Genomic DNA, 16,274 nt, shown 5'->3' on the forward strand with positions numbered 1-16,274 from the left:
ATTCCCGCCGCCACTTTCGCCAGGTTTGTGTCAAATTAATTACATCGTGAAAAAAGGAATGAACACAAACGGCAGCAGCACGCTAATAATGACCCTGATCTTGTTATGCCTGATGCCTGCCCTGGCAACTGCCCAGGTAAGATTGAGTGGAAAAGTGCAAAAGAAGGAAGAGGCGCTGGCCTGGGCCAATGTGATGCTGGCTACCCCCCAGGGGCAGCTGGTAACAGGCGCGGTAACCAAAGCGGATGGCAGTTTTGAACTAAATGCCGGCAAAGGGCAGTATAGGCTCACCATTAGTTTCCTGGGTTATGCCAACTGGCAAAAGGAGATCTACCTGGAACAGGATACAGCGATAGGTGTTGTGAGCCTCCGGCCAACCCCGGAAGCGCTGACGGCGGTGACGGTGGTGAGCCCAAAGAAGCTGATCGAATACAGGCCCGACCGGCTGGTATTGAATGTAGAGAACAGTGTGGTGGCCACCGGCGGCAATGCGATCCAGGCCATCAGTGCCGCACCGGGCATTGTGGTGCAGCAAAACGCCATCAGTATGCTGGGTAAGGGCGCTGCCCGGGTGATGGTGGATGGGCGTATAGTGGAATTAGCAGGGGAAGATCTGGTACGTTTCCTGGAATCCATTCCGGCCGGCGATATTCAGCGCATTGAAGTGATGGCCAATCCCCCGGCCCAATATGAAGCGGGCGGCGATGGCGGGTTGATCAATATCGTACTGAAAAAAGGATTGAACAATGCCTGGAAAAACGCTACCACGCTGGCTTATGATCAAAACAGCTATGCCGGCTGGTCATTGAGTAACACTTTTTTGTACAATAAAAACAAATGGAGGGTTTCCCTGAGCGGCAGCGGCAAGCTGGGAGATCGTAAAGTGATGCAGGGGTTGACTACCTCGTATGCTTCAGGCCCCTGGTTGCTCGATTACACGGGCAGGCAAAAAGAAAACAACCTGTCGGGCCGTATGACGCTGGATTATGAGCTTACCCGCCATACCAGCATCGGGGTGCACTACCTGGTCAATACGACCGATCCCGACAGCAGGGACCGGGTGCGCAACCAGGTCTTTAATACGAATGGCGGCCTTGATTCCTTCCTGCTCAATACGGGATACAGGAACGTGCATACGGGAAGCCAAACCTTCAATGGCCACCTGGTATCCAAACTGGATTCGGCTGGCCGGAAGCTGTCTGTGGATGTTGATTATTTCAGGTACAATAGTTTGCTGGATAACAATTTTGCGGCGGCCACCTTTACGCCTAACGGGCAGTTCCTGCGCACAGACCAGTCGGCCAGGAATGTATCGAATCAGCATATTGACAATGGCAGCGTGCGGGTGGATATGGAACATCCGTTGCCATTTATGGTCCTTGGCTATGGGGCCAAATGGAGCACCACCCGGAGTGAAGGGGATATCCGGTATTTTAACACGATTACCGGAACACCCGTGCTGGACCCCAAACGCTCTGATGAATTTGTATACCGGGAAAATAACCAGGCTATCTATGTGAACGGATCAAAAGCGATCAATAAAAAGTGGACGCTGCAGGCCGGGCTTCGCCTGGAGAATACGCAAACTACGGGGCGTTCAAAGACGTTGGAGCAAACCACCCGGAACAATTACCTGAAGCTATTCCCGACGGTCTATGTGGGCTATGAACCTGGCAATGACCATAGCTTTGTGTTGAACTATGGCAGAAGGATCAACAGGCCTGGGTTTACGCTGTTAAATCCATTCCGGTCTTATATCAACAGTACCAGTTATTCGGAAGGGAACCCTTTTTTACAACCTGCTTTTAGTGATAATTTCGAGCTTACGCATGTATACAAGGGGGCATTAAGAACGAACCTGTTTTTTAATATCACTACAGGTGGTTTTGGACCGGTATTCACTTCCAATCCGCAAACGAATACGCTGGTGATATCACGTCAGAACTATTTTAAGGAATACTATTATGGGATTGGGGAAAGTTACTCTATGAGCATTACCCCCTGGTGGCAAAGTCAAAGCACGGTGTACCTGTTAGGGTCAAAGAACAGGTTTGCGGATCAAATCAATGCAATACCCCTCAGTGGCCTGCAACTATACCTTTCTACCAATAATACGATCTCTTTCAGCAGCGCTACCAAATTTCAGGTAGACTATATGTACAGTTCTCCTGTTAAAAGGGGACTTTATTCAGTGGGCTATATGTCGGGATTGAACATCGGGTTGAAACAAAACCTGCTGGGCAACAAATTGACGGCCTCCTTGCTGGTGAATGATGTATTCAATACAGCCTGGCTGAAAGATTATACTTCTACGGTGAATGGTATTAAGCAGGTGTATAAAGAAAACAATAGCAGTCGGTTTTTCAGGCTGTCGCTGGTATACCAGTTTGGCAACAATAAGATCAATGTGAAGCAACGGAATTTTGGCAATGAGGAGGATAGGAAAAGGGCGAATTAGGCAACGAGGCAACCAAGCACAGAAGCAACGAGGGAAGGCTTCGACAAGCTCAGCCCGACAGGCCTACCTGATCCGGGTCCATATTTCGGTTCGGCCAAAGAGACTGATGCCAACGTATCCCCTGATCTTTAAGGTGTTTTTATCTGTTAATGTCATGGTGCAGCTGTAGGTCTTGCCGCTTTTGGGATCGTAGATGGTGCCCTTTTCCCATTCACCTTCCCCGTCAAATTTGAAATTTTTGAGCAGTTGGAGACCTATCAGGGAGTCTTTTCTCTTTTGAGGATCGGGATTGTGCACATCGAAGTGTTCCTTGCTGCTGCCACTTTTGATCTTGCCATAGTATTTGTCATTGACCTTGTAGATGGAGATCTGGCCTGTTTTGTCGCTGGTAAGCCAGGTGCCTGTAACGTCATCTGCCTGGTAAGTTTGCGCCTGTGTGCCCAGGGATGCGCACAACAGCCACAACAACATTAGTTTCTTCATAATAATGATTTGATGTCAGAACTTGATGCTATCACTCATGTGTGTTGTTGAGTCAGGGCGTAGGCATAGCAAGGTAACAAAAAAAGCCAGCATAGCGTATGAAGTAGTAAGTGAGGTTTAGCGTACTACCTCCGGCCAGCCGGTAGTCCAGTCGAGCTTTTCCATGCGCAGTTTGGAGCGGCCGCGGTCTTTGGCATCATAACCATGAAATACCAGGTAATCGATACCGTCGAAGGTGCATACGGCATTGTGGCCTACACCATGCCAGTCCTTATCACCTTGCAACAGGATGGTGCCACCGTTTTTTACCAGGGGGATGCCTGCTTTGTCGAGGTAGGGACCGGTTAGCTTTTCTGCCCGGCCTGTGATCATTTTATAGGTACTTTGCTCGCCTTTGCAGCAATAATCAATAGAGGCAAACAGATAATAGTAATTGCCTCTCTTTACGATGAACGGCGCTTCAATAGCGCCATCGCCGGCGGAGGAATCGGGCATGTAATAATTGTTCTTGCGGCTGGCAATGGTATGCCATTGTTGCGGCGTATCAATAGCTGTGAGGGATTGGTTGAGCTTTACCAGTTTGAGCCCATTCCAAAAGGAACCAAATGCCAGCCAGGGCTGGTCCTGCTCATCCCATATCACATTGGGGTCAATGGCATTCCACATATCCCTGCCCGGTATGGACTCAATGATCTTGCCATGGTCGGTCCAATGGAAAGCCGGATCGGCCGGGTGCAGGGTGGGAGTGGTAGCCATGCCAATGCAGGAAGTGTTTTTGCCAAAAGCCGATACGGAATAGAACAGGTAGTACAAACCGTTGTGGTAGGAGATATCCGGCGCCCAAATATGGTTTTTGAAACCCGGCACGGCCTTTACGCCCCAGGGCAGGGTATCAAAGACCTGTTTCTCCCGCTGCCAACTCTTCATGTCCTTCGACGACCATACACTGATGCCACGGCCTGTACAGAACAGGTAATAGACGCTATCCTGCTTGATCATTACGGGGTCATGGACGGAGATATTGGTTTGGGTGAGACCATCATTGAAGGTTCCCAGCAATAAACAAAGGAATATAGTAAGCAAACGCATCATTCACTTTTTGTGTTACTCACACTGACAAAAGAGGTGACACCTTTCGTCCGCATCGCAAGGGAAAGGTGTCATCTCTCTCTCAACTTAGGTGTCACGTCTCTACACTCATAATATCTTCACCCGGATCACCTGGAAGGAATAAGGCGCCAGTGTTACGGGCAGTTTCTTTCCTTTGAAGGGGAGGGTAGTTGGTTGCGGGCTGATACCTGTTGGTTGGGCAAAGGAATTGGCCTGTTGCAGGTCCTCATTTTTCAATACTTCCACGTTGGCGGTGGTGGCCAGCTTCTTCACGCCTTCAATGTTTACTTCGCTGCTTTGTGGTGTGGCCCCGGTGTTCACGATCTTAACGATCACTTCTTTGGCAACACTGTCAATACAGGCATTGGCATAAAGACCATTTTGCCCGCCAGCGATTTCATTGTTGAGGGTCATGTTGACTACATGGGTGCCTTTATTAACAGAGAACAGCTTTTGTACATAGTAGTTGGGAGTGCCATAAGACTGCAGGTTGTTGAACCAGATGAGGTCGGGCGTCCATTGCCATCCTTCTGCATGGGCAAAGAGGGGGGCATAGGAAGCCATGTGCACTACATCGGCATTGCGCTCGAGACCGGTCATGAAAGCGGCTTCGGACAAAGCACATTGCCAGTTATTGCTGTTGTCGGCAGAGGCGACGGCCTTGCTTTGGGCGGCATATTCTCCGGCAAATATTTTAGGACCCTTGCGGTCATAATTATCATAACGGCGGGCATTCTTCAGGAACCAGTCCGGCGCGCGGTAATAATGTTCATCCAGTATATCGGCCTTCAATCCACGCAGGGTGGGATCGAGGTAATCAAACAAAGGACCATCAGGATTGGGACCTACGCTGCTCACCAGTTGTACAGCAGGATATTTTTCCTTGATGGCTTTGGCAAAGAGCTTGTACCGCTCAATATATTGTTCGCCCCATTGCTCGTTGCCCACGCCCAGCAGTTTCAGGTTGAAAGGTGCAGGGTGTCCCATTTGTGCGCGCACTTTACCCCATTTGGTATCGGTACCACCATTGGCAAACTCGATCAGGTCAAGGGCATCCTGGATATAAGGGTCCAGGTCTTCTGTGGGCACTACTTCGGCTGTATTGAACTGGCAGGCCATACCACAGTTAAGAATGGGCAGGGGCTCGGCGCCAATATCATCGGCCAGGAGGAAGTATTCATAGAAGCCAAGACCAAACGACTGGTAATAATCGGGGGTGAGCTTGTGCCGGAATTCTGTATTCCAGCGGTTGATGATCACTTCACGCTCATCCACCGCCCCAATGGTCTTCTTCCATTGGTAGCGGTTTTCCAATTCACGTCCCTCTACTATACAACCCCCGGGAAAGCGCAGGAAGCCCGGCTTCATATCGGCCAGCAGTTGAACGAGGTCGGCACGCAGGCCACCGGGGCGGTTCTTCCAGGTGTTTTTGGGAAACAGGGAGATCATATCGGCATCTACAACACCGGTGCCATCGAACCAGATATTGAGTTTGGCTTTGGGATCGGTGGTGGTGGCGGTGAGTGATGCGGTGTATTTCTTCCATTCATTACCGGCAAGATTGATACTTGTTTCGGCGATCTTTTGGTTGTTGGCACTGACCAATTCAATACGGAGTTTGGTTCTGCCTTCGGTTGCCCGTGCCAGCAGGGAGAGATCGTACTGCTGATTGGCGGTAATGCCCATGCCGCGGAATCCTTCGTTGGTAATGCCATATCCGCTGGCAGAACGTACGGTGAAGCGGGCATAGCGGGGATTGGTTGATTGCTCACCCCGGTTGATGATAAGTACGGCGCCCTGGGCATTGTTGAGCTTTTGTTCTTTCCAGCCCATGAGGGGCGTGGCAAATTCAAAAGACCGGTTCTTCACCAGCTCGGCATAGATGCCGCCGTCGGCGCCAAAGTTGATGTCTTCGAAGAAGATACCCCACATCGTCTTCTGTACAGGTGCTTTTACCTGGTTGGCCTTGACCGTGAAAACCTGGGTGGTTTGAGCAGTGAGTTGACAGGCTATCAAAGAGACGCCTGCTGCCAGTATGGCTAATCGTTTCATTGACTTTATTATTTTAATTCCAGCACTACTACTGAGCAAGCCGGCAGTTTTACAGTAAGGGTCGTTCCTTTTAATACAGCGCCATTGAAGGTAGCTGGTTTTACTTTATCGGGGTTTTCAAAAGTATTGTGGTCTTCTATTTTTCCGGAAGCCAGTATCCTGCCGGTAACGGCGGCATATTTTCCTCCCTTGAGGTTGAGGGTAATGTCCTGTCCGTTCTTAGCATCGATATTGACGAGAGAGATATGGGTTACACCCAAAGAGTCCCTGGAAGCGGAGCAGGATACTGCCGGCAACTTTTTATTACCCAGTGTATAGTCTTTCGTTTTGATGGTAATGGGCAGCAGTTTGGCATCCTGGTGCACATTGTACATTTCCATCACATGGTAGGTAGGGGTGAGGATCATTTTTTCCTCATTGGTCAGTAATACGGCCTGGAGCACATTGATGGTCTGTGCCAGGTTGGCCATCCGTACGCGGTCGCTGTGGTTGTGGAAGATGTTGAGGGTTACACCGGCAATCATGGCATCGCGCATGGTATTTTGCTGGTAGAGGAAACCGGGATTGGAGCCTGGTTCTACATCATACCAACCACCCCATTCATCCACTACCAGCGCTATGCGCTTACGTGGATCGTACTTATCCATGATGGCGGAGTGCTTGATGATCAGTGAATCCATGAACAGTGCGCGCTGCATGGTAGTAAAGTACTGGTCTTCACTAAAAGTGGTGGAAGGTCCTTTACGATTCCAGTCGATCACGGAATAGTGGTGGAGGGCAAGACCGCTCACCATATTGCCGGGAATATTTTTCATGAGGACTTCGGTCCAGTTATAATCTGAAGAATTGGCGCCGGAAGCAATGCGGAAAATATTGCCTTCTGACCAGCCGGTCATGAAGGTGGAATATTTACGATAGATGTCGGCATAATAATCCGGGCGCATATTGCCACCGCAGCCCCAGGCTTCATTGCCTACGCCCCAGTATTTCACATTCCAGGGTTTGTCGCGGCCATTTTGTTTGCGCAGGTTGGACATCGGGCTTTCGCCGGCAAAGTTCACATACTGCACCCAATCGGATAGTTCCTGTACGGTACCACTGCCCACATTGCCGGCCAGGTAGGGTTCTGTACCAATGAGCTCGCACATGTTGAGGAAATCATGTGTGCCGAAGCTATTGTTTTCTGTAACGCCTCCCCACCAGGTATTGACCATGGAAGGGCGCTTGTCTTTGGGGCCGATACCATCTTTCCAATGGTAAGTGTCGGCAAAGCAGCCACCGGGCCAGCGCAGGTTGGCGATCTTTAATTTCTTTAAGGCAGCGACCACATCATTGCGCACGCCTGCTGTGTTGGGTATCTTACTGTTTTCGCCCACATAAAAACCGCCGTACACACAACGGCCCAGGTGTTCTGCAAAGTGGCCGTAGATCTGTTTGCTGATGATCTGTTTGGCATCGTCGGCATTGACGGTGATCTCATTTTGTCCGAAGGTGGCAAGGCAACCGGACAGCGCCAATGGAAGGAAAAGCAATTGTTTCATAATTCTATATTTGGTTTGATGCATTTTAACTTATATGGCTTCGACAACCCTTCGACAAGCTCCTTTAGATCAGGGTGAGCCGCCCTTAGAGGGCGACCCACCCTTCGACAAGCTCAGGGTGACTCTGCTCAGTCTGACATTCTTTTTATTAAGTGTAAAAGGTACGGTTATTCAAATATAATAAGCCTGCGGTAGAAACAGCAGGCTTATTAGTAATAAACAAAACAACTGCTTACGATTGTTGGTTTTTCTACTGGAATTTAAGATCGATTTTTTGCACGGATGAATAGATACTTTCCCCTACGCCATTGGTTTTAACCCCAATACGCAGATAGCTGTATTGTTTTTGCAGCAATTCTGCGAGTTTTTTCCGGATCAGGTCCTGGCTGGCGGCCGGATAGCGGGCCGGATTGACGGAAATGGTAATGCTGGCAGGTGTACCAGGCGCAGCGCTTCCATTGCGGGAGACGACACAATTGATGATGTCCACAAACTGGGTCGATCCTACACTGATGGAAGCCGATTCTACTGTCCGGCCCGCCACTACCTGGGTAGCTGTAAAAGTGCCGGTAATGGTTGTATCGGTCTTATTGAAAGTAAAGGAAGGCGTGTTGACGGTGAAGTAAGGCACCACGGGCACATCAATGCTCATGGAACCACGCACCTGTATATCAATAGAGTCGGTATTGTTCTGCCAGGGGGCGCCACCGAGGCGTACCAACTTGTAATCTCCATCAAACAAGGATGCGGAGAAAGTCCCATCCTGGTTGATGTATACAGGTATTTTGGTAAATAACTGGTAGCCGCGTTGCCAGAGTTCCAACTGTACGCCGCCGGTAGTAGAGCCGCCGGTATTGTTGACTGCGGGTGTACGTACACCTATTGGTTGTCCCTGGTATACTACCCTGCCGGTAAGGGTAGAGCCGGGAGGATCGTAATTGTCCTTGGTGCAGCTGGCCAGCAGCAGGAGGGCCAGTGATAGAGAAAGGAAGATATTTAGTTTCATAACCTTGGTATTATTAGTGAATCAAATTCTTTGGGTCAGGGTGAGCCGCCCTTGAAGGGCGACCCACCCTTCGACAAGCTCCTTTAGACACCTTCGGCTGCCCTTCGGCAAGCTCAGGGTGACATTAGTGGAATGGGTTTCTTACAATTTTCGGGTTGTTGTTGATGATGCCCTGGTCGATAGCCGAATAATAATTGCCCAGCTGGAAAAAACGCGGCGCCCTGAAACGGGGAGCGGTGAGTTTTACAAATACATACTTGCCATCGCGGGCAGCATCGCCGGGACGGATGATACGATAAGGATACAGGGCATAGACGGTGGCATTGGGGTTATTGGGTTGGCCATTCCATACCTGGTCTGCTATGCGCCAGCGTTTGAGGTCCCATACGCGGTGATCTTCGAAGGCCAGTTCAACCCGCCGTTCGTTCCTGATCCTGTCCATGGTGATGGTGGCGGAGGTTACGCTGTTGGGCGCAAAGCCGGCTCTTTCGCGCAGGGCGCTGATCCAGGTGGCGGCATCTACTTTCTGATCCAGTTCAAAAGCGGCTTCTGCTGCATTGAGGTATATTTCACCCAACCTGAACCATACCCACCAGGTATCACTAAGGATACCCCTCGTACTGGTACCTGCGCCGGCATCCACAAACTTGCGCAGATAAAAACCGCTGTTGGTTACTTCCTGTATAGACCGGTGAGGACCTGAAGAGCCGGTCAGTAGTTTGCCATCCCCATCGGGAAAGGCGGGCGGTGAATAAGTGGCTCCCAACTGGCTGCCTTCAATAGTTTGATAGGCCGTGCCATTCCATTTCATCACACCTGCCTGTATTTGTACAGACCGGCCTTTGAAGCTGGTGCCGGGAAGGATCACTGTACCGTAGAGCCGGGCGTCTTTGTTGGCGAAGATATCTTCGGGGCTATTGTAGTAAATAAAATCGCTGTTGTCGGGCAGGTTGGTCTTTAAAGCGCCGTTGCTGCCGTCGAGGTATTCATAGGACTCCACCAGGTTGAGGGAAGGGGTAATGCAGGAAGAAGAAAGATTGTCTTCCCGGATGCCCAGGGGGATATTGTCGTAAGAAAAGGCATGTCTTTTATTTTTGGCGGACAGGAAATCCCTTACAAAGATGGCTTCCTTATTGCTGCTTTTCCGTACCACGGCTTCATAGAAATTCTCGCCCAGGTTGGCCGGGTTGCCCTTGTACAAGGCAAAGGCGCCACTGGTAATGATCTCTTTGGAAGCTTCCAGGGATTTGGTATAATACTCGGTGGCTTTGGAGGCGGGAATGCCTACTTCCCCGCCAGGCAAACTAATGGGAGAAGCCATGAGGTTGTTGTATTTGGCGATGGAAGCGGCATACAGCAGGGCCCTGCTTTTCAGCGCCAGGGCGGTGAATTTATTGGCTCGGCTGTTGCTGGGTGTACCCTTGTCGTCCACATTCTTCAGGTCTTCGCGGATGGCATCCATCTCACTGCTGATGAAATCATAGATGTCGCTTTCTTTTACCCGCGGTTGTTGCAGGGAAGAAGGATCACCGCTGAAGTCATAGATCAACTGTTTGGTCACCAGAGGCACACCGCCCATTCTTTTAACGAGCTCAAAATATACATAGGCACGGATGAAGCGCAGCTCGCCGGAGAATTGTTTTTTCTGCACATCGGTCAGCTTCACGCTGTATTTTTCGATGCTCTCCAGGGCCAGGTTGATATCGCGGATAAGTGTATAATCCCAGTAGGCCCAGCGGGAGTAAGCATAAGAGATGATATTGTTGCGGCCATCTTCCCCGGTATAGCCACTCCACATGGCGTCGTCATAATCGGCCATATTGCGCCAGTTGCCGTCCACGCCCATATCGGTAGGAAGGCGGTCGTAATAGTTGGCCAGCAACCCCAGTATCTGTTTGGGATCATTCCATACCTGGTCTTCCAGGATGATGGTTTGCGGGGTTCTTTCCAGCCAGTTCTTTTTACAACCTGCTATTGTGGTGAGCAGGCAGCCGGCGATCAGGAACTTATATAGTGTTTTCATGATTGTATTAATTAAATGATACATTAAAACCAAAATTCACCAGTTTCTGCTGCGGATAGACGAGGCCATTGGTGGAACTGATCTCGGGATCAATTTCAAATTCCTTCACATTGTCGAAGGAGAAGAGATTGGTGCCATTGACATACACACGCAGGTTGGAAACACCGAACCGTTTGGTGAGTTTGGGTGAAAATGTATAGGCCAGTTCCATGTTCTTGAGTCGTATATAACGCACATTGGTAACCCAGAAATCATTTCTGCGCTGGAAGTTTACGTGTCCGTAGTCCTTGCGGAGGGCAGGGTAGGTGCCGCCTTCCCACTTGCTGTAAGGATCATAAGGATCTACACGGTGCCAGCGGTCGGTAAGCATATAGGCCGGTGAATTACCATTATTCTGAAAAGGGTTCCGGAGCTCCCAGTCCCTGAAATAACTCTGGAGTGTAGAACCTGCAAAATCAACAGCCAGGCTAAAGCCCTTCCACGCCACTCTTCCATTGATGCCAAAGCTGAGGTAGGGTTGCTGTCCTTCTGCATAACCGATGGGTCTTTCGTCCATGGCATTGATGATGCCATCGCCATTCACATCCTTGAACTTAAAATCTCCGGGCAGCTGAGAGCGGTTGCCCTGGCCATCATTGTTGATGGTGTAGTTGTCGATCTCTTCCTGACTTTCAAAGCGGCCTTCTACCTGGTAGCCCCAGTTGATATTGCCCCAGCGGTTCTCAAACGAGTTGCGGTATTCATTCCAGGAGTTGCCAAAGCGGGGTTTGTAGAAATTGAGGTCCTTGCGGCGTGCCAGTGTGCCGTTCACACCCAGTGACCAGTCGATCAGGTTGCCCTTGCTGTTGTAGACCAGCATACCTTCCATGCCGAGGTTGGCTTCGGAGGTAAGGTTCTCATTGGGGAGGGAGTAACCTACTTCATTAGGCAGCAATACATCGTAGCGGCCGGCAGGTAATCCGGTACGCTTGCGCCGGAATACGTCGAACGCCCCGGTGAGCTGGTTGTCGAAGAGAATGAAGTTGATACCGATATTGGTGGTCTGGTTGTTGACCCAGGAAAGGTTGGTAATGGGTAATCCCCGGGGGCGCAGACCGATCACATAAGTGCCATCGAGTACGGCGCTGCCCTGTGAGAAGTTGTATCCACCCAGGTAACCAAAGGCACTGATGCCTACTTCGCTACCTGTTTCTCCATAGGAGGCTCTTATCTTCAGTTCATTCAGGAAGGGTAGTTTGTCTTTGAGGAAGGCTTCTTCCGACAGGCGCCAGCCTATGGAGAAACCGGGAAACAGTCCCCAGCGTTTGTCTTTGGCATAGAGATAAGAACCTTCATAACGCAGGAAGGCATCCATCAGGTATTTCTGCTGGTAGTTGTAACTCACCCTGCCGGTGTAACCTGCCCTTGCTTCGGTGCTCCATTCATCACCCAGGTAATCCTGGTTGGCAAAGAACATGATGGGGATGTAATTATTGGGTGGGATGGAGTGGATGGCGAGGTAGGAGTTTTCCATATCCGACCTTTCATAGGCAGCCGTGGCGGTAAAATTATGATCGCCCAGCTGTTTGGCATAGTTCAGTTGGAATTGTCCGAACCTTGACCAGATATTACGTTTGTGCCTTTCCCGCCAGGGATTTTGGTTGCCCGTCATCAATTTGTATTCATCGGTGGCGGGTAGATAGGTATAGGCATCATAGGTAAATTCAAATCCGTCGAAGTCCTCATTGGTGTATCCGTAAGAGAACAACATTTTGGCGGTGAGGCCGAATTTGAAATCATACTGGGCGGACAGGTTTACATCCATGGAGCGGAATACTTCATCGATATAACCTGTTACATTGTCCTTGTAGGTAGCGGGGTTTACGTTCACGCTATGCCCCTGGTTAATGTAGTTGGGATTGTCGTTGGCATAGGGCGGTTCAATGGGCCACATGCTGGATATACTGAGCAGGGGGTTGAAATAATCATCCAGGCCCGGTACGCCCACATTGTGGCGCGATTCGATACGGCCGCGTATCTGGGTGCCTACCTGTAGTCCTTTGGCGATACTGGCATTGAGGTTGGCCTGCATGTTGGTGCGCTTGAAATTGAAATCACGGATGAGGGCGTCCTGGCTAAGGTGGCCCATCGAGAAATAGTAGTTGGATTTGGCCGAGCCTCCGGAAGCGCTGGCATTGAGGTAATACTGTGGTACGTTGGGGCGTGTTACGATATCGAAGTAGTCATAACTTTTGTATCCCTTTTCGGTGCCGGCTTCCCATTTGCCCAACTCCTGCGGGGAGTAGAGGCCGGTTGGATTGCCATAGGCATTTTGTTCGGCTTCCAGCAATCCGCGCACGTATTGGCCTGCATTGCCCGGTTGGGGAAAGCGGGTAAAGTTCTGCAACCCATAATAGCCGCTGATATTGATGCTGGTGCTTTCATTTTTCTTGCCTTTCTTGGTTGTTACGAGTACAACGCCATTGGCAGCGCGTAAACCATAAATAGCTGCAGCGCCATCTTTCAGGATGGAGATGCTTTCGATATCTTCCATACCGATCTGGTTGAAGATATTGGTGCCGGATACGCCGGTATTGTAGCCAAAAGCGGAGGTGCCATCATTGGTGCTATAGGGTACACCGTCGATGACGTACAAGGGATTGCCGAGGTTCCTGATCTGGATATTAGTACCGTTGCCGGGCCTGGCATCGGTAGCGCGGAACGTGATACCCGGCACTTTGCCTACCAGGGCAGCAGTGGCTGCTACGGCGGGTGTGCGCATGATGTCGGCTGATTTGATCTCACTAACGGCACCGGTGAGTATTCTTTTTTGCTGGGTACCATAGCCGATCACCACTACATCTTCCAGCGAGCTGGCGCTTTCTGCCAGCAGGATGCGGATCGCTTGTCCGGCGATGATGGTATATTCCTGGGACTTGAAACCCACATTGGATACTTCCAGCACATCACCCGGGGCGGCCTCAATGGTAAAGGTTCCATCCTGACCGGAGGTGGTGCTGATCTTTTTTCCTTTTACACTGATAGTTGCCGAGGCGATGGGATTACCGTTTTTGTCGACGATGGCGCCTTTTACAGGGTCCCGGGCAAAGGCCGGAGAAAAAGCGAATAACAGGCAGGTGATCAGGATAGAGACAAGGCTGCCTCTTCCCCGCAATCGTAAGGGAATAACTCTCATAAAGCAATGGTTTTTTTATTTGCAAGAATTGTTAGCCATTCTGCTGTGTTTACTGCAAAGCATTCCCTTGCCTGTGCGCTAACAGGTTGTACCTGTTGGTGCACAGGCGTATGGCATCCACCTGTACCATGATGACAGGCAGGCTGAATGCTTTACGCTACACGTAATGCTTTGGTGTTAGTAAAAAGTTCCACGGGGCCCAGGGATTAGGGGGGTATGCGCATGGGGGTGACCATCAGGCATACCTGGTTCAGCTTAGTAATTGTAGAATGGCGAAAGCCAGTAATTTGTCAGTAACAACCAGTTGAGAATTGCTGAAATGAAGGAGCCAGCCGTAACGGGAGATGGAGGAGATGCAGTCCAGGCATATCGATCTGCCAGTTTAATAGCTTGGTTCGTTTCATATAGCAAGTGATGCAAGTCAGGGCAAATTAAAATAATTATTTCAATAACTGTCATAATTACATTTAATTATTTTCTGGTCGGTGTTTGAGGTATGGGGCGTGGCGGCCAGGGGGAAAGGAGGGTGGTGGACAACTGGTTACTATCTGTATAAGGTAAATCATATTTTGAACTTTATTAATTGGTTTAGTTTGGTAGTTTTGTGACCCGCCGGTTTCCGGGGGAAAGTCTGTGCCCCTGGTTTGGTAGTCTCAATTTTTGTTAATTCTTTTGTACCTAAATCTATAAGTGTTACCTTGACACGAATTGCCAAATGAAGAACGAACAATATGTTATAGGAGTGGATTACGGAACAGATTCCGTACGTTCCATCATCGTCGATGCTGCTACTGGTAAAGAGGTTGCTGCGGCTGTATTTTCCTATCCCCGCTGGAAGGATGGACTGTATTGCAATGCCCCGGCGAACCAGTTTCGCCAACACCCGAAGGATTATGTAGAGGGGCTGGAGCAAAGCATTAAAGACTGTTTGCGCCAGGCAGGGCCGGCGGTAGCCGCCCAGGTAAAGGCGATCTCGATCGATACAACGGGTTCTACGCCTGTGGCGGTCGATGAAACGGGCACGCCGCTGGCGTTGTTGCCGGGTTTTGAGCAAAATCCCAATGCGATGTTCGTATTGTGGAAAGACCATACCTCGGTAAAGGAAGCGGCGGAGATCAATGCCCATGCAGAGCGTTTTGACGTCAACTATCTTCAATATGTGGGCGGTATCTATTCTTCCGAATGGTTCTGGGCCAAATTACTGCATGTGCTGCGGGCTGATGAGCAGGTGCGCAAAGCCTGTTATTCCTGGGTAGAACATTGTGACTGGATCCCTTTCCTGCTCACGGGGGGGCAGCGGGCGCAGGATATCCGGCGGGGGGTGTGCTCGGCAGGGCATAAATCCCTGTGGGCTGCTGAGTTTGGCGGATTGCCTCCCGATGAGTTCTTTACTTCTCTCGATCCCCTGCTAAAAGGTTTTACTACACGTCTTTTTAAGGATACTTATACCGCCGATAAAGCGGCCGGCAAGCTTACCACTGCCTGGGCGGAACGCCTGGGGCTCTCTACTGATGTTATCATCGGTGTAGGTGCTTTTGATGCCCATATGGGGGCTGTAGGCGGTCAGATCGAACCTTACCATTTAAGTAAGGTAATGGGTACTTCCACCTGCGATATGCTGGTGGCGCCCAAAGGGGATATGGAAGGTAAACTGGTAAAAGGCATTTGCGGGCAGGTAGACGGATCGGTGATACCGGGTATGATCGGGCTGGAAGCTGGTCAGAGCGCCTTTGGTGATGCCTATGCCTGGTTCAGGAATGTACTGGCCTGGCCTGTACAACAACTGCTGTCTGAATCAACGATTATAGATAAAGGAACGGCTGCAAAGCTGGCAGAGGAAACGTTGGCGAAGATCATTCCTGCGCTCAGTCAGCAGGCGGCACAGTTGTCTTTTGACGAGCACAGTGAGCTGGCGGTAGACTGGTTCAACGGCCGCCGTACACCGGATGCCAACCAGGTATTGAAAGGAGTGATCAGCAATCTTGGTCTGGGCAGCGATGCGCCCCGTATCTTCAGGGCGGTGGTAGAAGCTACCTGCTTTGGTGCCAAAAGCATTGTTGATCGTTTCAACAATGAAGGAGTGCCTGTGAAAGGATTGATCGGGCTGGGTGGTGTAGCGCGGAAATCACCTTTCATCATGCAAATGATGGCAGATGTAATGAATATGCCTATCCGCATTCACCGTTCTGAACAAACCTGCGCAGCGGGCGCAGCCATGTTTGCGGCCACGGCAGCCGGTATTTATCCAAAAGTGGAAGAGGCCATGGCAGCGATGGGGCAGGGATTTGACGTGGAGTATTATCCCGATCAGCAAAAGACAGGACTGTATGCCAGAAGGTACCAGCAATACCATGGGTTGGGTAATTTTATAGAGGATCATTCTTAGAATACAAGCTGCGAGCGGTGAGCTACGAGCTGCGAGCGGA

Annotated in this window: 9 protein-coding genes; 2 read left to right on the forward strand and 7 right to left on the reverse strand. The window is 50.3% G+C overall.

The features are described from left to right. Positions 1 to 46 precede the first annotated feature (46 nt). On the forward strand, positions 47 to 2,458 hold the full coding sequence (locus D3H65_RS00315) for a TonB-dependent receptor domain-containing protein (protein WP_211345589.1): 2,412 nt from the start codon (positions 47 to 49) through the stop codon (positions 2,456 to 2,458). A gap of 63 nt (positions 2,459 to 2,521) precedes the next feature. On the opposite strand, the gene D3H65_RS00320 is transcribed toward D3H65_RS00315, so the two are convergent. From D3H65_RS00320 to D3H65_RS00350, 7 genes are all read right to left on the reverse strand, one after another. After that, positions 2,522 to 2,941: a DUF2147 domain-containing protein gene (locus tag D3H65_RS00320; protein WP_119048353.1), complete on the reverse strand. Its 420-nt coding sequence runs from the start codon at positions 2,939 to 2,941 to the stop codon at positions 2,522 to 2,524. Between the two features lie 117 nt (positions 2,942 to 3,058). Next, positions 3,059 to 4,033: an arabinan endo-1,5-alpha-L-arabinosidase gene (locus D3H65_RS00325; protein ID WP_245999649.1), complete on the reverse strand. Its 975-nt coding sequence runs from the start codon at positions 4,031 to 4,033 to the stop codon at positions 3,059 to 3,061. Between the two features lie 105 nt (positions 4,034 to 4,138). Then, on the reverse strand, positions 4,139 to 6,103 hold the full coding sequence (locus D3H65_RS00330) for an alpha-L-arabinofuranosidase C-terminal domain-containing protein (protein ID WP_119048354.1): 1,965 nt from the start codon (positions 6,101 to 6,103) through the stop codon (positions 4,139 to 4,141). 8 nt (positions 6,104 to 6,111) lie between these two features. Beyond that, a complete protein-coding gene (locus D3H65_RS00335; protein ID WP_119048355.1) occupies positions 6,112 to 7,644 on the reverse strand; it encodes an alpha-N-arabinofuranosidase in 1,533 nt (510 codons plus the stop codon). Between the two features lie 250 nt (positions 7,645 to 7,894). Further along, positions 7,895 to 8,650, reverse strand: coding sequence for a DUF3823 domain-containing protein (locus D3H65_RS00340; RefSeq protein ID WP_119048356.1), 756 nt, complete (start codon positions 8,648 to 8,650; stop codon positions 7,895 to 7,897). A 124-nt stretch (positions 8,651 to 8,774) separates the two neighbouring features. Then, complete coding sequence (locus tag D3H65_RS00345) at positions 8,775 to 10,673, reverse strand: RagB/SusD family nutrient uptake outer membrane protein (RefSeq protein WP_119048357.1); 1,899 nt, start codon at positions 10,671 to 10,673, stop codon at positions 8,775 to 8,777. A 7-nt stretch (positions 10,674 to 10,680) separates the two neighbouring features. Continuing rightward, the gene (locus tag D3H65_RS00350) at positions 10,681 to 13,848 is read right to left on the reverse strand and encodes a SusC/RagA family TonB-linked outer membrane protein (protein WP_119048358.1); all 3,168 of its coding nucleotides are present in this window, start codon (positions 13,846 to 13,848) and stop codon (positions 10,681 to 10,683) included. Between the two features lie 715 nt (positions 13,849 to 14,563). On the opposite strand from D3H65_RS00350, the gene D3H65_RS00355 reads away from it, so the two are divergent. Next, entirely contained in the window at positions 14,564 to 16,234 is a 1,671-nt protein-coding gene (locus D3H65_RS00355) for a ribulokinase (RefSeq protein WP_119048359.1), read from the forward strand. The last annotated feature ends 40 nt before the right edge of the window (positions 16,235 to 16,274 follow it).

This window comes from Paraflavitalea soli (assembly GCF_003555545.1).
GTDB classification, from domain to species: domain Bacteria; phylum Bacteroidota; class Bacteroidia; order Chitinophagales; family Chitinophagaceae; genus Paraflavitalea; species Paraflavitalea soli.

Excerpts from the sequence above, each read along its gene's own strand:
- D3H65_RS00345 (WP_119048357.1), bottom strand. The coding sequence starts at position 10,673 with ATGAAAACACTATATAAGTTCCTGATCGCCGGCTGCCTGCTCACCACA.
- D3H65_RS00350 (WP_119048358.1), bottom strand. The coding sequence starts at position 13,848 with ATGAGAGTTATTCCCTTACGATTGCGGGGAAGAGGCAGCCTTGTCTCT.
- D3H65_RS00340 (WP_119048356.1), bottom strand. The coding sequence starts at position 8,650 with ATGAAACTAAATATCTTCCTTTCTCTATCACTGGCCCTCCTGCTGCTG.
- D3H65_RS00335 (WP_119048355.1), bottom strand. The coding sequence starts at position 7,644 with ATGAAACAATTGCTTTTCCTTCCATTGGCGCTGTCCGGTTGCCTTGCC.
- D3H65_RS00355 (WP_119048359.1), top strand. The coding sequence starts at position 14,564 with ATGAAGAACGAACAATATGTTATAGGAGTGGATTACGGAACAGATTCC.
- D3H65_RS00330 (WP_119048354.1), bottom strand. The coding sequence starts at position 6,103 with ATGAAACGATTAGCCATACTGGCAGCAGGCGTCTCTTTGATAGCCTGT.
- D3H65_RS00325 (WP_245999649.1), bottom strand. The coding sequence starts at position 4,033 with ATGATGCGTTTGCTTACTATATTCCTTTGTTTATTGCTGGGAACCTTC.
- D3H65_RS00320 (WP_119048353.1), bottom strand. The coding sequence starts at position 2,941 with ATGAAGAAACTAATGTTGTTGTGGCTGTTGTGCGCATCCCTGGGCACA.